The 21,263-nt window shown below is 58.5% G+C and carries 18 protein-coding genes; 2 read left to right on the top strand and 16 right to left on the bottom strand.

Annotated features, from left to right (window positions below; all coding sequences use genetic code 11):
- Positions 1-213: 213 nt before the first annotated feature.
- From ilvD to B2W96_RS08695, 16 genes are all read right to left on the bottom strand, one after another.
- Positions 214-1,929 carry a dihydroxy-acid dehydratase gene (gene ilvD / locus B2W96_RS08770; protein WP_349680147.1) on the bottom strand — a complete coding sequence of 572 codons (1,716 nt, stop codon included), beginning with the start codon at positions 1,927-1,929 and terminating at the stop codon, positions 214-216.
- A 98-nt stretch (positions 1,930-2,027) separates the two neighbouring features.
- Positions 2,028-2,489 (bottom strand): HIT family protein, encoded by a 462-nt coding sequence (locus B2W96_RS08765; protein ID WP_293009910.1) that lies wholly within the window; start codon positions 2,487-2,489, stop codon positions 2,028-2,030.
- A 4-nt stretch (positions 2,490-2,493) separates the two neighbouring features.
- Entirely contained in the window at positions 2,494-3,519 is a 1,026-nt protein-coding gene (locus tag B2W96_RS08760) for a sugar kinase (protein WP_293009909.1), read from the bottom strand.
- Between the two features lie 18 nt (positions 3,520-3,537).
- Positions 3,538-4,494, bottom strand: coding sequence for a bifunctional 4-hydroxy-2-oxoglutarate aldolase/2-dehydro-3-deoxy-phosphogluconate aldolase (locus B2W96_RS08755; RefSeq protein ID WP_312159359.1), 957 nt, complete (start codon positions 4,492-4,494; stop codon positions 3,538-3,540).
- Positions 4,495-4,541: 47 nt separating this feature from the next.
- Positions 4,542-5,501 (bottom strand): C-terminal binding protein, encoded by a 960-nt coding sequence (locus B2W96_RS08750; RefSeq protein ID WP_293009908.1) that lies wholly within the window; start codon positions 5,499-5,501, stop codon positions 4,542-4,544.
- A 15-nt stretch (positions 5,502-5,516) separates the two neighbouring features.
- Positions 5,517-6,284 carry an SDR family NAD(P)-dependent oxidoreductase gene (locus B2W96_RS08745; RefSeq protein WP_293009907.1) on the bottom strand — a complete coding sequence of 256 codons (768 nt, stop codon included), beginning with the start codon at positions 6,282-6,284 and terminating at the stop codon, positions 5,517-5,519.
- A gap of 50 nt (positions 6,285-6,334) precedes the next feature.
- On the bottom strand, positions 6,335-7,579 hold the full coding sequence (locus tag B2W96_RS08740) for an enolase C-terminal domain-like protein (RefSeq protein ID WP_293009906.1): 1,245 nt from the start codon (positions 7,577-7,579) through the stop codon (positions 6,335-6,337).
- Entirely contained in the window at positions 7,580-8,347 is a 768-nt protein-coding gene (locus tag B2W96_RS08735) for an SDR family NAD(P)-dependent oxidoreductase (protein ID WP_293009905.1), read from the bottom strand.
- Between the two features lie 39 nt (positions 8,348-8,386).
- Entirely contained in the window at positions 8,387-9,193 is an 807-nt protein-coding gene (locus B2W96_RS08730) for a 5-deoxy-glucuronate isomerase (protein ID WP_293009904.1), read from the bottom strand.
- Positions 9,194-9,352: 159 nt separating this feature from the next.
- On the bottom strand, positions 9,353-10,633 hold the full coding sequence (locus B2W96_RS08725; RefSeq protein ID WP_293009903.1) for a TRAP transporter large permease: 1,281 nt from the start codon (positions 10,631-10,633) through the stop codon (positions 9,353-9,355).
- Positions 10,630-11,142: a TRAP transporter small permease gene (locus B2W96_RS08720; RefSeq protein WP_293009902.1), complete on the bottom strand. Its 513-nt coding sequence runs from the start codon at positions 11,140-11,142 to the stop codon at positions 10,630-10,632. The genes B2W96_RS08725 and B2W96_RS08720 overlap by 4 nt, the downstream gene beginning before the upstream one ends.
- A 117-nt stretch (positions 11,143-11,259) precedes the next feature.
- On the bottom strand, positions 11,260-12,321 hold the full coding sequence (locus tag B2W96_RS08715; protein WP_293009901.1) for a TRAP transporter substrate-binding protein: 1,062 nt from the start codon (positions 12,319-12,321) through the stop codon (positions 11,260-11,262).
- Positions 12,322-12,588: 267 nt separating this feature from the next.
- The gene (locus B2W96_RS08710; protein ID WP_293009900.1) at positions 12,589-13,296 is read right to left on the bottom strand and encodes a FadR/GntR family transcriptional regulator; all 708 of its coding nucleotides are present in this window, start codon (positions 13,294-13,296) and stop codon (positions 12,589-12,591) included.
- Positions 13,297-13,690: 394 nt separating this feature from the next.
- Positions 13,691-14,134, bottom strand: a complete 444-nt coding sequence (locus tag B2W96_RS08705; RefSeq protein ID WP_293009899.1) for a metallopeptidase family protein — start codon at positions 14,132-14,134, stop codon at positions 13,691-13,693.
- 35 nt (positions 14,135-14,169) lie between these two features.
- Positions 14,170-16,329 carry a Tex family protein gene (locus B2W96_RS08700; RefSeq protein ID WP_293009898.1) on the bottom strand — a complete coding sequence of 720 codons (2,160 nt, stop codon included), beginning with the start codon at positions 16,327-16,329 and terminating at the stop codon, positions 14,170-14,172.
- A gap of 147 nt (positions 16,330-16,476) precedes the next feature.
- Positions 16,477-17,961 carry a DUF1846 domain-containing protein gene (locus B2W96_RS08695; protein WP_293009897.1) on the bottom strand — a complete coding sequence of 495 codons (1,485 nt, stop codon included), beginning with the start codon at positions 17,959-17,961 and terminating at the stop codon, positions 16,477-16,479.
- A gap of 472 nt (positions 17,962-18,433) precedes the next feature.
- Here B2W96_RS08695 and B2W96_RS08690 point away from each other — a divergent pair, with 472 nt between their 5' ends.
- Together B2W96_RS08690 and purB are read left to right on the top strand one after the other, a co-directional pair.
- Positions 18,434-19,708, top strand: a complete 1,275-nt coding sequence (locus tag B2W96_RS08690) for an adenylosuccinate synthase (protein WP_293009896.1) — start codon at positions 18,434-18,436, stop codon at positions 19,706-19,708.
- A 98-nt stretch (positions 19,709-19,806) separates the two neighbouring features.
- The gene (purB, locus tag B2W96_RS08685; protein ID WP_293009895.1) at positions 19,807-21,225 is read left to right on the top strand and encodes an adenylosuccinate lyase; all 1,419 of its coding nucleotides are present in this window, start codon (positions 19,807-19,809) and stop codon (positions 21,223-21,225) included.
- The last annotated feature ends 38 nt before the right edge of the window (positions 21,226-21,263 follow it).

Raw genomic sequence — 21,263 nt, 5'->3', positions numbered from 1 at the left:
AAAACGCCGAAATGCATGCCCGGCATGTATAGGTTGCTGTTCGTACTGTCCCGTGGACCGTGTGGCTCTACTTATGAGAATAGCAAAAACAAATACAAATGTAAATATAGAAGTAAACGCTTGTCCATGGGGTGGGATGAAACCGGCCCGTTTAAAAAGGGAAGACGCAGACTAAAATCTGCGTCTTCCGGGTTTGCTTATCCGTAGGTTGGGTTATTTCATATTGCCGCCCTTCATGGGGGACTGGGCATGCTCGGAAAAAAGCCGAAGTACGCCGCTTGAATAGCGAGGGGGCATAGGAGTCCATGCCTTTTTGCGGTACTCCAGAATTTGCTGAATTTCTTCCGCCGTTTTTTTCTCTCCGGCCACGCCCACGATGTCCAGCTTCCGCGCCGTCACGTCGATGTGGATCAGGTCCCCGTCCTCCACCAGCGCGATGGGGCCGCCTTCAGCGGCCTCCGGCGAGATGTGGCCGATGGCGGGACCTCTGGACGCACCGGAAAACCGCCCGTCGGTCAAAAGAGCGATGGAGGAGGAAAGCGCGGGGTCGGAGGAGATGGCCTCTGTGGTATAGAACATCTCCGGCATCCCGCTGCCCCGGGGGCCTTCATACCGGATAATCACCGCGTCTCCGGGCTGGATTTTGTGGGACAAAATGGCGGCGATGGCGTCTTCCTCACAGTTGAAGGGCCGCGCGGTGAGGACGGTGTCAAACATTTCGGGGGGTGCGGCGGTGTGCTTGATGACCGCGCCGTCGGGGCAGAGGCTGCCCCGGAGGATGGCGATGCTCCCGTCGCGCCCAAGAGGACGGTCATAGGGGCGGAGAATCTCCTCGCGTTTCACGCCTGTTTTTTCAAGCAGCGCGGCGCAACGCTCATAATAACCGTTTACGCGGCATTCCTCCAAATTTTCGCCCAGCGTCTTGCCCGTGACGGTCATGACATCCAGATGGAGCAGGGACTTGATCTCCTCCATGATGGCGGGCACGCCGCCTGCATAGTAGACGTACTGCGCCGGCCACCGACCGGTGGGCCGAATGTCCAGCAGAAAGTGCATGCCCCGGTGAAGCCGGTCGAAGGTCTCTCCGTCGATTTCGATGCCGAACTCCTGTGCTATGGCGGGCAGATGCAGCAGCGCGTTGGTGGAGCCGGAGATGGCGGCGTGGACCATCACAGCGTTTTCAAACGACTCCCGCGTGACAATCTGTCGGGCCGTCAGCCCCTGTCGGGCCAGCCAGACGGACTGCCGGCCCGCTCTGCGGGCGGCTTCCGGTAGGTCGGGACTGGTGGCGGGCAGCAGGGCCGTGCCGGGCAGCATCAGCCCCAGTGCTTCTGCCATGACCTGCATGGTGGAGGCAGTGCCCATGAAGGAACAGGCACCGCAGGAGGGGCAGGCGTTTTGCTTGTAATAGGTGAATTTCTCCTCGGAGATTTCACCCCGCTCGAACATGGCGCTGTACGTGCCGATCTGCTCCAGCGTCAAAAGGTCGGGACCGGCCTCCATCACGCCGCCCGTCACCACAATGGAGGGCAGGTTTATCCGCCCCATGCCCATCAGGTGCGCGGGCAGACCCTTGTCGCAGCTTGCGATAAACACGCCGCCGTCAAACGGCGTGGCGTTGGCGTGGATTTCGATCATGTTGGCGATCATATCCCGGGAGACGAGGGAATAGTTGATTCCGTCATGTCCCTGGGACTCGCCGTCGCAGATGTCCGTGGTAAAATAGCGGGCGCCAAACCCACCCGCTTCGGCAATTCCCCCCCGGGCAGCTTCCACCAGCCCCATCAGGTGGGCACTGCCGGGGTGGCTGTCGCCGAAGGTGCTTTCGATTATGATTTGCGGCTTGGAAAGGTCCTCGGGCTTCCAGCCCGCGCCCAGACGGAGCGGGTCCAGCTCCGGTGCAATTTTCCGCAGCCGCTGGCTTGTCAGTTCACTCATGAATAACCTCCTGCATAGGATTGCGCCCTGTGCGCAGGCGGTCCGGCGAAGCATTCCGCCGAGCCGCCTGGCACAGGGCGAGGAACGTATTAGGCGAGACGATGCTCCGCGGTGGGAAGTCCGCGCTGTGCGGCGGCGGCGTCCAGAGCGGCCAGAAGCGCGCGCCCCGTCTCCTGAAAATCCAAGGAGGAAAGCGTCACCGTGGGAACGGAGTCCGTAAACGGACCGCCCCACTGAAGCCCGTCCCGAATTTTGGGGACCAGATGCACATGGAAATGGCTCACGTTGTCGCCATAAATGGCGTAGTTGATTTTGTCCGCCCCGGTATAGCGGGAGACAGCCTCGGCCACTGCCGCGACCTCGGCAAAGAAGCCGTCCCGCTGGGCGTCGGAGAGCTGGAAGATTTCATCGTGATGCTCCCGAAGAGCCACGATGCAGCGGCCCCGGTGCTTCTGGTCGTTGAACAGATACACATCCGACCAGGTCATTCCGGCCAGAGGGGTCATCAACGCCAGCAGGCGCTCGTCCTTTTCACAGTAAAAACAGCTCACGGGCTTACCTCTGCACCCGTCCGGTGCCGTCGCCGCCCATCAGCTTCTCCACGTCGGACACACCTGCGCGGTTAAAGTCGCCCAGAATGCTGTGCTTGAGGCAGGAGGCCGCCACGGCGAACTCCAGAGCCTGCTGCCGATCTTCATAATGATTCAAACCGTAGAGCAAGCCGCCGGCAAAGCTGTCGCCGCCGCCAACCCGGTCCACAATGCTGCGGATTTCATACTTTTTGGAGACGTAGAAGTTTTTGCCGTCGTTCAGGCAGGCGGCCCAGTCGTTCCAGTCGGCGCTGTGGCTCTCCCGCAGGGTGATGGCGATCATCTTCATGTTGGGATATGCCGCCAAAACCTTGTCGCCCAGCGCGCGGTACTTGTCCCGATCCAGTGCGCCGGACTCCACCACCACGTCGGTGGTGATTTCCAGCGACTTTTGCACGTCCTCTTCGTTGGCAACAGCCACGTCCACGTAATTTGCCAGCTCCCGCATAATCTCGGCGGCACGCTTGCCGTATTTCCAAAGATTTTTGCGATAATTCAGATCACAGGAAACGGTGATGCCGCGTGCGCGGGCGGCCTTTACACTCTCCAAAGACAGCTCCATGGCGCTCTCGGAGATGGCGGGGGTGATGCCGGTGATGTGATACCAGTCCACGCCGTCAAATGCGCGATCCCAGTCGATGTCGCCGGGCTTTGCCAGGGCGATGGAGGACTCGGCGCGGTCATACACCACCTTGGAGGGAAGCTGATTCGCGCCGCTCTCCAGATAATAGATGCCCATGCGGCCCGGGCCGCGCTGGATGCGCCCGGTATCCACGCCAAAACGGCGCAACTCCGCCGCGCAGGCGTCGCCGATGGAGTTTTCGGGCAGAACCGTCAAAAAGGCGGCGTCCATGCCGAAGTTGGCAAGGGACACGGCCACGTTTGCCTCACCGCCGCCGAAGGTGGCCTCCAGAGACGGAGACTGGAAGAACCGCTCCTGTCCGGGGGCCTTCAGGCGCAGCATAATTTCACCAAATGTCAGAAATTTCATAAACGTTTCCTCCCTGTGTTACTTTTGCAGCAGATGCACGGCGAAGCCGCCGAATTCCTGCTCCAGATATACGGCGACCATTGTCTCGCCCTTGTATTTTGCGGTGCTCTCGTTCAGACGGAAGCCCCGCTTTGAAAGCTCTGCCGCTGCACGGGGAATGCTGTTGGTGCGCACGGCGATGTGACCGTTTTTCCCCAGATACATGGACTTCATCACTTCCACGGCGGAACCGGCGAAGTTGGAGCTGCCGCCCTCTTTCACAGCGAAGCCAAAGGCGCCCTCAAACTGCCGGCAGACATCCAGAGAGGTGTTCGGGTCCTCGGTGTTAACGCCCACATGGGCAAGCTCGAAGCCCAGCGCGCCGCGGCGGGCCTCGGCGCACAGTGCGGTGATGCGGTCAAAGCGCCCGGCGGCAATATCCGCCTTGTCGCACAGCCAGCTTCCGCCCACGGCGTGAATGAAGGGAGCGGCCAGAAACTCGCCCAGATTCTTTGCGTTTACGCCGCCGGTGGGAATGAACCGAATTCCTCCGAAGGGGCCGGAAAGGGACTTCATGGCGGGCAGTCCGCCGTACACGCTGGCCGGGAAGAACTTGACGACCTTCAGTCCGTGGGCCATGGCGGCCATAATCTCGGTGGGGGTGACGCAGCCCGGGGTGATTGCCACGCCGTTTTCCACACACCATGCCACGACTTCCTCGCAATAGCCGGGGGAGACGATGAACTTTGCTCCCGCTTCCACGGCGGTTTTGCACTGCTCCAGCGTGATCACCGTGCCTGCGCCCACCAGCATATCCGGGCACTCCTTTGCCACGGCGGCGATGGAGTCCCGCGCGGCGGCGGTGCGGAAGGTAATCTCCATGACATCAATGCCTCCGGCCAGCATGGCTTTCGCGGTGGGAACGGCGTGAGATGCGTCCTCAAGCACCACCACCGGAACGACACCAGCCTGATGCAGTCTTTCCAAAATTTCCATAATATCGCGTTCCTTTCTTTCTGCGGCCTGCCCTAAAGTGCGCGGCCTTACAGAGTGTTGACAGGGTATCGGGGGGCTTTCCCGGCAAAAACGTCGATGACGTTTTGCGCGGCCTTTGTCTTGAGCTCCTCCACGCCTTCCATGGTGCTGTAAGCAGTGTGGTCGGTCAAAACCACATTGGACAGGCGGCAGAAGGGGGAATCCGCTCCCAGAGGCTCATGGTTGTGGGTATCCAGACCGGCACAGAGAATCGTCCCGCGCTCCAGCGCGTCCAGCAGGTCTGCATCGTTTACCAGCGGACCCCGGCTGACATTGATGAGGATGGCGGTGGGTTTCATTTTTCCAAGCGTCCGGGCGTTGATGATGCCCTCTGTCTCTTTATTGGCGTGGAGATGGAGCGAGATGATATCGGACTGGGAGAGAACCTCGTCCAGCTCTGCCTTCCGCACGCCCAGCGCTGCCAGATCTTCCGCGCTGACATAGGGGTCATAAGCCAAAACCTCGCTCAGGCCGAAGCCGGACACCTTTTGAATCAGCGCACGGGCGATGCGTCCCGCGCCAATCACGCCCAGCGTCTTGCCCTTCAGGCGGAAGCTGGTTCCCTGAAGGTTCCAAGCACCCTCTCTTATCCGGCGGTCCCGCATGGGGATGTGGCGCAGGCAGGAGAGCATCAGCGCCAGCGCATGGTCGGATACATCCTCCATGCAATAGTCGGGAACGTTGGTAACTTGGATTCCGTGGGTTGTGGCTGCGTCCAAATCCACGTTTTCAAATCCCACGCCGTAACGGCTGATCACCTTGCAGCGTTTGAGGCCCGCCACTGCCGTGGCGGTCATGGGTGCCAAATCCAGCAATATGGCGTCGGCGTCGGCGCACTGGGAGATTAAATCCTCTTCGGTTTCGCAGTGGCAGAGTCGAAGCTCCGCACCGGCGGATTCGAGCATCTTCCGCTCAATTTCATAGCTTGCGTGCCGCTCATCGCTGACACAGACGGTATACGTTGTCATGTGTTCCTCCAATGCTTATTTCACCAGATATCCGCCGTCCACGGGGATGACCGCGCCGTTGAGGTAGTCGGAGGCGCGGGAGGCCAAAAAGATGGCGGTCCCCTTCATGTCTTCACCGGTGCCCCAGCGGTGGGCGGGAATGCGGTCGGTAATCTCTTTATAGCGGGGATTTGCGGGATCGGTGAGAGCGGTGTTCATCTCCGTGTCCATATAGCCGGGGGCAATGCAGTTGACATTGATGTTCCGGCCTGCCAGCTCGTTGCACATATCCTTGCTGAACTGTGCCACGCCGCCCTTGGCTGCCGCGTAGGCGGGCACGGTGAAGCCGCCGAAAAAGGTCAGCATGGAGGCGATGTTGATGATTTTTCCGGCGGGCTCGGCCTTTTTCAAAAACTCCCGGGCCGCCAACTGGCTGAGATGAAACGGGGCGGTGAGGTTCACCTCGATCACCGCGTTCCAGTCCTCAGCAGGGAATTGCTCGCAGGGGAAGCGGCGCTGAATGCCTGCCGCGTTGAGCAGAATGTCCAGTCCGCCAAGAAGCTCCACAGCCTTGTAAAAGCCCCGCTCCCGCTCCTCGGCGTTGGCAAGGTCCACTTTCAGTCCGTGGCAGTTAAAGCCCCGGCTGCGAAATTCTGCGGCAACGGACTCCGCCTTGTCGGAGGAGCCAAAAATCACCACGGAGGCGCCCGCCTCCATCAGGCCCTCGGCCATGCCGTGGCCCAGTCCGCGGGTGCCGCCGGTGACGATGGCGCGGCGCCCGGTCAGGTCAAATAAATTTGTCATTAAAACGATCTCCTTATTAAAAATCGATTTGTGTTGTCCGGAAGGTGTTGTCAGGGGGCCTGAAGCGAGCCGTCCGCACGCCTTGTGCGCGTCCATGTTGTCACTGCCGCCTCGCAGGGGAACTTTTTGGCGGCTTCCTCATCCAGCTCGACGCCCAAACCGGGGCGGTCGCTGGGATAGACGTATCCGTTGTCCTCCCTCAGCGCCCCGGGGAAGACCTCCATCAGCGCATCCTTGGGGCCGCGAAGTTCCTGAATGATAAAGTTGGGGGGCTGCGTGCCGGACCACTCCTGAATCCCGAAGTTCTCGGCGGCAAGGTCCAGATGAATGTTGGCGGCGTGAGCCACGGGAGACATGTCGCCCGGCCCGTGCCATGCGGTGCGCACGCCAAACTGCGACGCAAAAATCTGAAGCTTGCGGGCAGGCGTAATGCCGCCCAACTGGCTGATGTGACAGCGGATATAGTCGATAAGCTGCTCCGCAATTAGCGGCTTCCATTCTGCGGGATTGTTGAACAGCTCGCCCTGCGCGATGGGCGTGCTGGTCTGCCTGCGGAGCTGGCGCAGCCAATCGGTCTGTTCGGTGGACACCGGGTCCTCCAGATACATCAGATGGGCGGGCTCCAGCAGCTTTGCAAGCCGGATTGCGTCAATGGGCTGAATGCGGCTGTGAACGTCGTGAACAAACTGCAAGTCGTCCCCGAGGCGCTGCCGCAGCGAGGAAAATAACTCCACCGTGTTTCGGATATACTGCTCGGCGTTCAGATAAACGCCGTCGGGTGCGCCGTGGGGCGCGGAAGCGGGTGCAGAACCGTATTCGCCGCCATATCCGCCGCACTGGCAGCGAATGTGCGTAACGCCCTGCGCGCGGTATTCCTCAATGCGGTCGCACAGCTCATCCAAATCCCGCCCTTCGGCGTGGCGGTAGATGGGAACGCCCTCCCGCAGTCTGCCGCCGAAAAGCTGGTAAACAGGCATTTTCGCCAGCTTGCCCTTGATGTCCCACAGGGCCATGTCCACGCCGGAAATGGCGTTGTTGCTGATGGGGCCGTTGCGCCAGTATGCGTTATAGTGCATCATCTGCCAAAGTTGGTCGATGTTGGACACGTCCTGTCCCACCAACAGGGGGCGCAGGTATTCCTCCACCACCGCGCCCACCGCCAGATGGCGGTAGGCAAAAGTGGCGCAGCCCAGACCGTAAAGCTCCGGCTCAGAGGTTTCCACCTTGATCACGACCAGATTGATCCCCTCGGGTGCGGTGTAAATTGTGCGGATATTACGAATGGTAATGGACATTTACTTCACCAGATATCCGCCGTCCACGGGGATGACTGCGCCGTTGAGATAGTCGGAGGCGCGGGAGGCCAAGAAAATGGCGGCGCCCTTCATGTCTTCGCCGGTGCCCCAGCGGTGGGCGGGAATGCGGTCGGTAATCTCCTTATAACGGGGATTCGCGGGATCGGTGAGGGCAGTGTTCATCTCCGTGTCCATATAGCCGGGGGCAATGCAGTTGACGTTGATGTTCCGCCCTGCCAGCTCGTTGCACATGTCCTTGCTGAACTGCGCCACACCGCCCTTAGCCGCCGCGTAGGCGGGCACGGTGAAGCCGCCGAAAAACGTGGCCATGGAAGCAATGTTGATGATTTTTCCGGCGGGCTCCGTCTTCTTCAAAAACTCCCGTGCCGCCATCTGGCTGAGAACGAAGGGGGCGGTGAGGTTGACCTCGAGCACCTCGTCCCAATCGGACTTTGGAAATTGCTCGCAGGGATAGCGGCGCTGAATGCCTGCCGCGTTGATGAGAATGTCCAGCCCGCCAAGAAGCTCCACAGCCTTATGAAAGCCCTGCTCCCGCTCTTCGGCGTTGGCAAGATCCACCTTCAGCCCGTGGCAGTTGAAGCCGCGGCCGCGAAATTCCTCGGCAACGAATTCCACCTTTTCGGTGGAGCCAAAAATCACCACGGAGGCGCCTGCCTCCATCAAGCCCTCGGCCATGCCGTATCCCAGTCCCCGTGTACCACCGGTGACGATGGCTCTACGGTCGGAAATGTCAAACAGATTGGTCATACTTGTATTTCCTCCTGTGTTTTGTAAAATGTGCGGCGTTCAGGACTGAAAACTTTCAAGCGCGGGGTCCAAAACTGCCAGATCATAGCGGCGGCTGGGCTGAGAAAACGCCGCCAGCACCCAGAAATACGCATTCCGCGTGCCGGGGCAGGCCACGGTGGGGTGATAGCCCGCGGGGGCCTGCACCATCGTGCCGGAGTGGACAGTGTGGGTCACAATGTCTTCCACGCCGCCACTTTCAAGATAGCTGATATGCAGGCCGAAGTGAGGCAAAGGCATGTCAAAATAGCAGTAAACCTCCTCCAGGTCCCGCTCGTGCTGGTGGGGAGGCCAACTTGTCCAGGCGCCTTCGCCGCCCCAGGTGAGTCCGCAGATCAGCTTGGAAGCGGGCTCCTGATGGGAAAGGGTAAACATAACTTCCCGGCGGCCCACGCCGCTGCCGTGAATCTGGTGGATATCGCCGATGGGCAGGCTTAGGTCAAACGACCGGAAAAACGGCGCGCCCACGCCCTCGCACTTTGCCGCGGCAATATAGAAAATGCAGTTCTCCAGCGCGGTGATACGGATGGATTCACCGCCGGGAACATAAAATGCGTCGAATTTTTTCATGGTCTGATTCAAAGATAAATGGTCAGACAACTTTGCGGAGCCTTCGATTAAAACTGGGTTCATCTCCAGTGCCTGCGTTTCCAGCACATAAGAATCTCCGGCGTTCAGATTCAGACGATAAATCTGCGCTTCGCGGCATTCGCAGGTCTCGGGAGTGACAACTGCGTGAAAACCCGGAGCCTCGGGGGACTGGACGCTCCAGCGTTCCATCCGCTCTTTATTGGATTGATTGCGCATAATAAAACCTCCATTTTAATTTCACTGCAAGAATCATCAGACAAATTAAAGAGTTTTCGTTCAAAAAAACAGCCGGTATACACACGGCTTTCACAGAAAAGAAATCCTTTGCGGCTGCCGCCGCGATAAAATGCGGCGGCAGCCGTATCGGAATCGGTTTTATGCCAGGCAGGTACTGAACCAGGGGAAGAACACCGTCAGGAAAAAGACGGCGACATATCCGACCAGAAAAGGCATCTCAGCCTTGGCAATCTGGCCCATGGGAAGCTTGGTAACCGACGTGGCGGAGAAGATGTTGACGGCAACCGGCGGAGTCATGGTGCCGATGACATTGGACACACACACGATCATACCAAAGTGGAGCGGATGGATACCCAAGCTCTGGGCGATGGGCCAGAGTACGGGCACCAGCAGTACGCAGATGGCGGTACCCTCCATGAAGGTGCCGAAAATTAGCAGGATAATGGCGACAATCAGGCAGAACAGCGTGCTGCTGAGGTGCATGTTCACCACTGTTTCTACCAGACTGCTGGAGAGGCCGGAGAAAGTAAACACCCAACTGAAGGCCGTGGAGGCCGAGATGATGAAAAGAATCATGGCAGAGCTCTTGGCGGAATCGTACAGGATGTCAATCAAATCAGAGAACTTAAGCTCATGATAGAACAGGGTTCCGGCGATCAGCGCCCAGATGCAGGCCACCACAGAGCTTTCGGTGGGCGTGAGAACGCCGGAGTAGATGCCGCCCAAAATGATGATGGGGGTGAGCAGGGCGGGAATCGCATCAAAAAAGATCTTCAGAATGTCCCATGCGGAATGATGCTCTTCCTGCTTGGGCCAATTTTCCTTTTTAGCATACCACAGTGCCACAGCAATCAGCACGACGCAGATCACAATGCCAACCAGCAGGCCCTGCTTGAACATACCGCTGACGGACGCGCCGGTGAGCGTGCAGTAAATCACCATGATGATAGACGGCGGAATCACGGGGCCCAGACCGCCGCTGACCACCAGCAATCCCGCGGTGCGGGGGCCGGGATAACCCGCCTTTACCATGTCAGCATACAGCATGGAGCCGATGGCAATGACGGTGGCGGGGGCAGAGCCGGAGAGAGCGGCAAAGAAAGCACAGGCCAGAACCAGCGCCACGGCCATACCGCCCCGGACGCGGCCCACCAGAATGCTGGCGAATCTGACGATCCGGCGAGAGATGCCGCCCTTTGTCATCAGGTTGCCGGCCAGCACAAAAAATGCGATGGCCATGATGGACACGCTGTCAAGGCCGGCATAAAAACGCAGAGGAATGGAGGCGGTGGTGGCCGGGGCCATGATATTTTGGGCGAAGAGAATCATCGCGGTGGCTGAGACGCCCAGAGAAATAGAAATGGGAACGCCGATAAAAAGGCATACGATAAATACGCCGAACAAGAGTACTCCGGTCATACCTGCTCCTCCTTTTCTCCAAATTGATCGGCAGGCTTTGCAACCATTTTTACCAGCGTGCCCAGTTGCACCAGCGTCATAATCGTAAAGCCGATGACGAGTGCCATGTAGGGAATGGCCATAGGCCAATTGAGGCTGGTGGTGGTCACATTGCGGGCGATATTGGTCTGTACGTTGACAATGGCGCCTCGGGTGGCCATCGCGGTAAAGGCAATCAGAACAATCTGCGCCACAATGTCGATCACTTTGCGCAGTCCGCCGTGCAGCTTGCTGATGCCTGCCGTTACGCGGACCTGCGTTCCGTCTCTCAGACCGGCCTCTGCTCCCAAAAGCACCATATACACCATGGAAATGCGGGCCAGCTCGTCAAGCCATGAAACGGTGGCGCGAAAGACGTTTCGTGCCAGCACGCTGCCGAACATGGTGGCTACCATGATGACAAAAGCCAACACCATCAGCAGCCGTTCAGACCTGTCCAGCCAACCGAGTATTTTCTTGAGTGAATTCATCTACCGTTCTCCTTTTTCTCAAATCTGCGTTGCAATCAAAAACCGCTCCCGATTGCCCCGGATAGCTCGGGCGACCGGAAGCGGTTTCTGATTTATTTCATGAGGGCCTTGGAATCATTAAGCGTTCTTAAACGCAGCTCTATCTGCATCCAGCGCGGCCAGCCAAGTCTTGTCAAAGGAAATGCCGTTGGCGGGGTCACCGACGAAGGCGGTGTAGCGGTCCTTCAGAGTCTGGATGTCGCTGTCGGAAAGGTCGTAGAAGGTGACACCCTTTTCGGTCAGCTTGTCCACGGCCTCGTTGTTGTAGTCCACCAGATACTGCCACTGGTCGCTGCAGCCCTCGGTGACGCCCTGCATAAACTGATCCATCAGGCCAAGATCTGCGACCTTCTGATAGGCGTAGTCGCTCATGCACAGCATGATGTAGCAGAAGTAGTGGTTGGACCAGGTAACATAGGGAGCGACCTCATAGTAGTTGCCGGCCCAGTTGTTGGAGATGGCGTTTTCCACAGCGCTCACGGTGCCCTGCTGCAAAGCGGTGTACTGCTCAGTAGCGGACATGGGAGTGGCAACTGCTCCGAAGCTGTTCCACATGGCGGTCTGCAGGTTGGAGCTCATGGTGCGGATTTTCATGCCCTGCATATCGGCGGCAGTCTGAATGGGGTCCTTGGAGAAGATGTTGCGGAAGCCGGACTCCATCCAGCCGATCATGTGCATCCCGGCTGCTTCGACGCCCTCGGAAAACAGCTTGCCGGTCTCGCCGGCCATGGCGTAGTTGGCCTCTTCGGCGCTTTCCCAGAGGAAGGGCTGCTCCAGTGCGGCGCACTCGGGGAAATAGTTCTCCAGCACGCTGTTGGCGCAGGTGGCAATGTCAATTTCGCCGTTGGCGCAGCTTTCGATCGTCTCCGCCTCGCTGCCCAAAGTGGCGCCGGCGTAGACCTGAATCTGAATCTGCCCGTCCGTGTACTGATTCACCAGTTCGGCCACCCGCTTGGCGCCAGCGGCGTAGTTGGTGTTTTCACCGTCGGTGAGCGCGTATTTCAGGGTAAGCTTTGCTTCTCCGGAGGAAGCACTGGAACCGGCGGAAGCACCGGAGCCAGCGGGGGCGGAACTTCCACAGCCTGCCAGCATGGTAGCCGTCATTACGCCGGCCAGCAGCATCGAGAGACACTTTTTCATTTTCACAATCTCCTTCTTAATCCAAATTACCATCGATGAACGCAGATTTAATCATCAGATGTATTTTGTGATAAAACAGTATCATCCAGACAAACTAACGTCAAGTGTTGTCACAAATTTCACAATAATTTCATCCTTTTCACTGCTGTGGCGACATTTTTTTGTGCGCTTTGCCGTTAATACGTCTGATCTTTGTTAAGAAAAAAGCTTTGGATATGTGCCCCTGAATGGCAATGCGTCCCGCGCGGCTTTTGAAATCCGAAACAGTTATTTTTTCCCCTGATTCGCGTCGAGATGTCTGAGGATGGACTCGCGGTTGGTGTTCAGGTGCAAAATCATATCAAACCGCGCACCCATGGGGTCGCACCGGGAAATTGCGTTCACAATCTGCCGATGCTGAATAATGGACTGCCTGCGGTTTTCGTCGTTGGTAGTGGTGATGATGACATTGACAGATGAAGTGATAATAGGGATTAAGTTTCGCAGTACGTCATTTCCGCTGCACTCGGCTAAAAACCGGTGAAACTGGGCGTCCACGGCGGAATAATCCTCTTCCGCGTTCACCAATTCTTCCATTCTTTCACAGTATTCATACATCTGCCGTACCTGCTTCGGCACAGCCTTGCGTGCCACGATCTGCGCAATTTCCGGCTCCAGCATCAGGCGGATATCCAGCAGCTCGATGGCCAGCTTTGGATCATTTCCCATAAAGGTGAGCCCGAGAGGGTCTTCGGGCACGCCGTTTTTGTCGGAAACAAAGGTGCCCGAACCTTGACGCACATGGAGAATGTTGCGGGCAACCAGCCGACGTGTGGCCTCTCGCAAAGTGCTTCGCCCGACTTTCAATTGCTGTGCCAACTCGTATTCGTTGGGGAGCCTGTCTCCTGATTTCATATTATTGTTCAAAATCAACTGAATTATCTCGTCCACCGCCGTATCCACCAGTGTTTTTCCGGCTGTCTCGTTTGTCCCCATCTTGATTCCTCCTTGAATTTCCTTTGGACTGTGCGCTGCGCAGTGCGGTATCGGAACGCCGAGGTGTTTGCTGCGGCCTGCCTGTTCCACAAAAAACGGCGGCAGGCGAAAGATGCTGGGCAGACGGCGACGCCGTCACTGGTTATACCTGTTATCGCAGTTATTATAATATGTCAGACAGATTTTTACAAGCGGAGGTAAAAGGCAGAGTTCAATACGAAGGACAAAAATTTAAAAATAGGTCGGATGTATAGATCCTGATCTGAGGCAGGGGGCGGTTCAAAGCGGTGCGCGTTCCTCTTTTGTTGCGGAAAAAGAGACGGGGAGATCCGGCAAGACATACCGGAACTGCCCCGTCTTTCTTGAAAAAGCGGCGTGGGTTCTAAAGCTGGCGTCAGGGCTGTTGCATGGAAGTGTCTCCGTTCTCTTCGGCGGATCGAGAGGCGAGTTTTGCCCTCGCCTCATATTCCCGGCGAAACTCCGCCATTTCCTCCTCATCCCGGTCGTCCAGCGCGTGAAGGCCGCCAAGACCCTCCATATGGTGGGTCAGCTCGTGGGAGAGGGTGGTCCAAAGCTCGTCCTCCCAGTCTTTCTCCGTCCAGTCCTCAAGCGTTGCAAGGGCGGCAAAGGAGCCGTAATAAAGGTCAATGTATTTTCCAAGGCAGTCGTCGCAGAACTGGCCCATGATATACAGCTCGCCGCCGGGAAACTCCGGGTCCTCCAAAGCCTCCTCCAGCAGATTTACACCGCCGTTGAGGCCCTGAAACAGGGCTTGGGGGAACTGCTCGGCGATGCGGTCCAGCAGGTCCCCCGTTTCGTCAAAGGTCAATAGCTTCATGGAACATCCCCCTTGTCGGTTTGCCTGCCACCGAATTATTTTGCCTGCTTCATGGAAAGGGAGATCCGTTTTTTCTTTTCCTCCACTTCCAGCACCACCACCTTTACCACGTCGCCGACGGATACGGCTTCGGAGGGGTGGCGGATAAAGCGGTCACTGACTTGGGACACATGGACCAGCCCGTCCTGGTGGACGCCGATGTCCACAAACGCGCCGAAGTCGATGACGTTTCGCACCGTGCCGGTGAGGACCATGCCGGGGCGCAGGTCCTTGATATCCATCACGTCTGTTCGCAAAACCGGCTTGGGCAGCTCGTCCCGGGGGTCCCGGCCCGGCTTTTGCAGCTCCGATGCCACGTCCCGCAGCGTGGGCACGCCCACGCCGCACTCTGCCGCCGCCTTCTCCTCGCCATAGGCTTTCAGGCGATTCGGCAGGTCCCCCAGTGCACCGGCAGAAACATCCTCCAGTGTATAGCCGGTGATCTTGAGCAGCTTTTCCGCGGCGGCGTAGCTCTCGGGATGGACGGCGGTGTTGTCCAGCACGTTGGCGCTCTCCGGCACCCGCAAAAAGCCTGCGCACTGCTCAAAGGCCTTGGGACCCAGCTTTGATACCTTTAAAATCTGCTTCCGGGCGGTAAACACGCCGTTCTCCTCCCGGTATTTTACCACGTTTTTGGCGGTGGAGCCGGTCAGCCCTGCCACATAGCCCAGAAGCGACGCGGACGCGGTGTTTACGTCCACGCCCACGGCGTTTACGCAGTCCTCCACCACCGCGCCCAGCGCTTCGTCCAACTGCTTTTGCGGGCAGTCGTGCTGGTATTGGCCCACGCCGATGGCCTTGGGGTCGATTTTCACCAGTTCCGCTAGAGGGTCCTGAAGCCGCCGGGCGATGGACACGGCGGAGCGAAGGTTCACGTCGTACTGGGGAAATTCCTCTGCCGCCAGCTTGGATGCGGAATACACCGAGGCCCCCGCCTCGGACACGATCATATAGCTGAGGCGGCGGCCCATGTCCGAAAGCTTTTGAATCAGCTCCACGGCCATCTGCTCCGTCTCCCGGCTGGCGGTGCCGTTGCCGATGGCGATGTGCTCCACGCCATAAGTGACCGCCATGCCCGAAAGCTTGGCAATTGCTTCGTTTTTCTGGCGCTCGCCAAAGGTGGGGTAGACCACGGCGGTGTCCAGCACCTTGCCGGTACCGTCCACGATTGCCACTTTACAGCCGTTGCGGTATCCCGGGTCCAGCCCCATGGTGACGCGGCCCTTCACCGGCGGCTGCATCAAAAGAGGTTTTAAGTTCAAGGCAAACTGACCGATGGCCCCCTCGGCGGCCCGGTCAGTAAGCTGACCGCGAATTTCACGCTCCAACGAGGGGTACAGTAGCCGGTCCCATGCGTCGTCCGCGGCGGCGCGGACAAAGGCGTTTGCGGCGGAGCCGGGGCGCACCACCTGACGGCGCAGCGTCACCAGCGCGGCTTCCCGGTCCAGCTCCAGACCCACCTTCAGCATGCCCTCCCGTTCGCCCCGGTTGACGGCCAGAATCTGATGTCCCTGCATCCGGGCGATTGCTTGGGTGAAATCGTAATACAGGCGGTAAACCGTGTCCTCCGCCGTGGCCGCCGTGCTGCGCAGGCTGGCCTGCCGCAAAAGAAAGCCCCGCAGGACCTTTCGTACCTCCGCGTCGTCGCTCACAAGCTCCGCCACAATGTCCGACGCGCCCGCAAGGGCGTCCTCTGCCGTTTCAACGCCCTTTTCCGCATCAATATACGCTGCGGCGGCTTCCAGCGGGTCAGGGCAGTCCCGCCCCTGCGCGTACAGCAGCAGGGCAAGGGGCTCCAGCCCTTTTTCCTTTGCGATGGTGGCCCGGGTGCGGCGCTTTTGCTTATAGGGTCGGTAGAGGTCCTCCACCTCTGCAAGGGTCTTTGCCCCGTCGATGGCGGAGGAAAGTGCCTCCGTCAGCTTGCCCTGCTCCGAAATGGCGGCTTTCACCGTTTCGCGCCGCTCGGCAAGACCCCGGAGGTAGGTCAGCCGCTCATCCAGCGTCCGAAGCACCGTGTCGTCCATGGCGCCGTGCAGTTCCTTGCGATAGCGGGCGATGAAAGGGATGGTGTTCCCCTCGTCGATCAGCTTTACCACATTTTCCACATACCGGGGGTCCTGATTCAGTTCCTCCGCCAAAAGTTGAATGATCTCCATAAAGTGTCCCTTCCAAAAACGTTTTTGCAGGGGTGCTACGCGCCCCGTTGGATTGTCTGGCTTGGCATGCCGTCCTTTTCGGGGCGGCATGCGCGGTTCACCAGCACAGGCGCTTCTCCCTGCGAAGAAGCGCCTGTAAGGATGCGCTTATTTGTGATACAGCTTTCCACTGCCGAATTTCGGTTCGCAGCTCACCTGAATGCCCAGCCGGCGCAAAAGCTGCTCGTCCACGGGGGAGAGAATCACGGTGAAATGGGCCTCTGCATCCCGCAGCTTGGGAAGCTGCTGCTGGGCCAGCTCCGCCAGAGGATTGGTCAGGGCGGAAATGGTCAGGGCCAGCAGCACCTCGTCGGTATGCAGGCGGGGATTGCGGTGGGCAAGATACTCCGTTTTCAGGCGGCACACCGGCTCCAGCACCTGAGAGGAAATCAGTTCAAACTGATCGCCAATACCGCCCAGCGCTTTCAATGCGTTTAAAAGCAGGGCCGACGCGGCCCCCAGCGTGGCGGAGGTTTTGCCGGTGATAATGCGTCCGTCGCTCAGCTCCATGGCTCCGGCGGGTGCGCCGGTGGCCTCGGCTTTGGCGAGGGCCGCGCCCACGGCGGGGCAAAGCTCCGGCGTTACGTCCGCCTGATTCATCAGAAGCTTCAGCTTGCGCACGGTTTCCGCGTCGCCCCGGCCCCGGGCCTCGTCCGCTTCTGCGGCATAAAACCGGCGAAGAATTTCCCGCCGGGAGGCAAACCGGCAGGCCTCGTCATCCACGATGCAGTTGCCCGCCTGATTTACGCCCATGTCCGTGGGGGATTTATAAGGAGAGGTTCCCTGAAGGCGGCGGAACATGGCGTCCAGCACGGGGAAAATCTCCACGTCCCGATTGTAGTTCACCGCTGTGGTTCCGTAAGCCTCCAGATGGAAGGGGTCAATCATGTTCACGTCGGACAGGTCCGCCGTGGCGGCTTCGTAAGCCAGATTTACCGGGTGCTTTAAGGGCAGGTTCCAGATGGGGAAGGTTTCAAATTTTGCATAGCCTGCCTGCACGCCCCGCTGATTCTCATGGTATAGCTGGCTGAGGCAGGTGGCCATTTTCCCGCTGCCGGGGCCGGGAGCCGTCACCACCACCAAAGAGCGGGTGGTTTCTATATAGTCGTTTTCCCCCAGCCCTTCGTCGCTGACAATGCGATCCACATCCGAAGGATAGCCCGGAATGGGATAGTGCAAAAAGCACCGCACGCCAAGAGTCTCCAACCGGCGGCGGAAGGCCTGCGCGGCGACTTGTCCCTCCCAGCGGGTGATGACCACGCTGCCCACGTACAGCCCGAGGGAATGGAAGCTGTCGATCAGGCGGAGCACATCCTCATCATAAGGGATACCCAGATCTCCCCGGATTTTATTCTTCTCGATATCTCCCGCCGCAATGGCGATGACAATTTCCACGTCCGCCGCCAATTGCTGGAGCATCCGCACCTTGCTGTCCGGCGCAAAGCCCGGCAGCACCCGGGAGGCGTGGTAATCGTCAAACAGCTTTCCCCCGAATTCCAGGTACAGCTTTCCTCCAAAATCACCGATTCGGCGGCGAATATGCTCCGACTGGAGCTTTAAATATAACTCGTTGTCAAATCCAATGTTTACCATACAATGGTCCCCCTCCGCTTATCGCCCTAAATTTATATCAATCCGAATTTTACCGCAAACAAAAGTTTGCGGTAAAATATGTCATGCTTTTCAATGGTCCCCACAGGGACAGGAAAAATGACCTAAATCAGATAAAATGTCCACAACGCGGACATTCTACCACAAACCACGCCGCTTGAAAAGCGCCGATGCCCCTTTTTTCACCGGAAAGCGCGGGGAAACGGTTTACTTTGCTGACCCAGAGGGGTACAATGGGCGTGCGGCTTCGGACCGCCGGGAGGAATCCTGCATTCCGCTGTGCGCAGAGGGCGGGAGAGCATCCGAATAAGAGGCATATCAGAAATTTATAGTGGCTATTAAAAACGAACCCTTTACTTATGCCTGCGCCTTCTGTATAATTAAAAAGGTTGCGGGTCTTTTGAAAAAGGACCTGTCCGATGGTACAAATGAAACGTTTGGGGAGGCTGGCGCTATGGCAAACTGCGCGATTGTAGGCATCAACTGGGGCGACGAGGGGAAGGGTCGGATGGTGGACCTCATCACCGACCGTTACGACGTGGTCATTCGCTACCAGGGCGGCGGCAACGCTGGGCACACCGTGGTGAACGAATTTGGCAAGTTCGCTCTGCACCTGCTGCCCTCCGGTATTTTCCGCCCGGGTGTGGTAAATATTTTGGGCAACGGCGTGGCCGTGGACTGCGAAAGTCTGTGGACCGAGATGGAGGACATCCGAAGCAAGGGCGTGTCCATCACCCCGGAGAATTTGAAAATCAGTGATCGGGCGTCTTTGCTGCTGCCGTGGCATCGCCTGCTGGACGGGCTGGAGGAACAGCGCCTTGCCGACAAGAAATACGGCTCCACCAAGCAGGGCATTGCCCCCTTCTATTCTGACAAATTCCAGAAGAAGACCGTTCAGGCGGGGGAGCTTTTGTATCCCGCCCGGCTGAAGGAGCACCTTTCCGCCCTTTTGGAGTGGAAAAACCTGACCATTGAAAAGGTCTACGGGGCGAAGCCCTATACCATGGACGAGCTTATGAATTGGATTGGGGACTTCGGCGAAAAGCTGAAGCCTTTTATCTGCGACACCGGCGCATTTCTGCGCGAAGCGCAGGCGCAGGGCAAGAGCTTCCTGTTTGAGGCCCAGCTTGGCTCTCTAAGAGACTTGGATTACGGTATTTATCCCTACACCACCTCCTCCAACGCCATCGCGGCCTATGCCCCCGTGGGCTCCGGCGCGCCGTGGGCAAAGATTGACGAGGTGGTGGGCGTGGTGAAGGCCTATTCCTCCTGCGTGGGAGAGGGGCCGTTCACCTGCGAGTGGTTTGGCGAGGAGGCCGAACAGCTTCGGGAGGCCGGAAATGAATACGGCGCGAAGACCGGTCGGCCCCGCCGGGTGGGGCCCATCGATCTGGTGGCCACGCGGTATGGCGTGGAGGTGCAGGGCGCGACGAACATTGCCCTGACCAAGCTGGACGTGCTGAGCTATCTGGAAAAAATCCCCGTTTGTGCTCACTATGAGCTGGACGGACAGCAGACCGACGCGTTTCCCTTCCCGGCGATTCTCTCTAAGGCAAAGCCCGTGACGGAGTATGTGGACGGCTGGAAGTGCGACATTTCCGGTGTGCGACGGTGGGAGGATTTGCCCAAGGCTGCGCAGGACTATGTGCTGCTGGTGGAAAAGGCCATTGGATGCCGCATCGGCTATGTCTCCGTGGGCCCGGAGCGGGACTCCATTGTTATCCGGTAAAACCAAAATCTGCGGGGAAACCCGCTGTATCCCCGGGGAGGGAGACGACCTCCGGGCGTCTCCCTCTTTCTGACTTCACTGTGAAAGGCTGACACACTATGAGCAAGGATCGCTATGAATCCCCTCTGGCGTCGCGGTATGCATCAAACTATATGCTGCGCCTGTTTTCCCCTGACACTCGGTTTCAAACCTGGCGAAAGCTGTGGGTGGAGCTGGCCCGGGCGGAGCGGACCCTTGGCCTGCCCATCACGCAGGCGCAGGTGGACGAGCTTGCCGCCCATGTGAGCGACATTGACTACGACTGCGCCGCCCAGCGGGAAAAAGAGGTTCGCCACGACGTGATGGCCCATGTGTATGCCTTTGGGCAGGCCGCGCCCTCCGCTGCGGGCATCATTCATCTGGGCGCCACGAGCTGCTATGTCACCGACAATGCGGATTTGATTATTTTCCGGGACGGGCTGAACTATCTCCGGGGAGAGCTTTGCGCGGTACTGGAAAATCTGGGCGGTTTCGCCGAGAAGTATAAGGCCATGCCCACGCTGGGCTATACCCATTATCAGCCTGCCCAGCTTGTGACGGTCGGCAAGCGGGCCACCCTCTGGATGCAGGATTTGCTGTCGGATTTGGAGGAGCTGGATTTTGTTCTTAGAAGCATGAAATTTTTGGGCTGCCGGGGGACTACCGGTACGGAGGCAAGCTTTCTGGACCTGTTTGACGGGGACGGCGAAAAGGTTGACGAAATGAACCGGCTGCTCTGCGCCGCCTTCGGCTTTGGCGAGTGCTTTGCCGTCTGCGGGCAGACCTATCCCAGAAAGCTGGACAGCCGGATTTTAAATGTGCTCTCCTCCATCGCCCAGAGCTGCTATCGCTTTGCCAATGATCTGCGCTTGTTGCAGCATGACCGGCAGATTGAGGAACCTTTTGAAAAGAACCAGATCGGTTCCTCCGCCATGCCCTATAAGCGAAATCCCATGCGGGCGGAGCGCATCTGCTCTCTTTCCCGCTATTTGATGGCGGATGCCATGAACGCCCCCATGACCGCAAGCGTACAATGGCTGGAGCGGACGCTGGACGACTCCGCCAACCGGCGTATCTCTCTTCCTGAGGGCTTTTTGTGTGCCGACGCGATTTTGCGCCTGATGGCCAACGTGACAGACGGTCTGCATGTCAATGAAAAAATTGTTGACAAAGCGGTGCGGGAATATCTGCCCTTTATTTCCACGGAGAACCTGATGATGGAGGCTGTGAAGCGCGGAGGCGACCGCCAGCAGCTCCACGAGGTGATCCGGGAATGCTCCATGACCGCCACGACCCGGATGAAGGAGGGCGAGCCCTGCAATTTGCTGGAGCTTCTGGCAGGGGAGCCGATGTTTGGCATGACGGCAGAGGAAATCGCCGCGGTGCTGGACCCAACTCTTTACATCGGACGGTGCCCCCGGCAGGTGGAGGCATTTTTGGAGAAGGCGCGGCCCGCCTTTGCCGGGGCTTCCGGCGAGCGTGTTGAAATCAGCCTGTGACCGGCATCGGGCTGTGCTTTTCGGGAAATTTCCCGAAA

It is taken from the genome of Oscillibacter sp. UBA6647 (assembly GCA_002455655.1).
In the GTDB taxonomy this organism is placed as follows: Bacteria; Bacillota; Clostridia; order Oscillospirales; family Oscillospiraceae; genus Oscillibacter.
The sequence above is the reverse complement of the archived record's forward strand: the minus strand, read 5'-3'. Positions and strand labels throughout refer to the sequence as shown.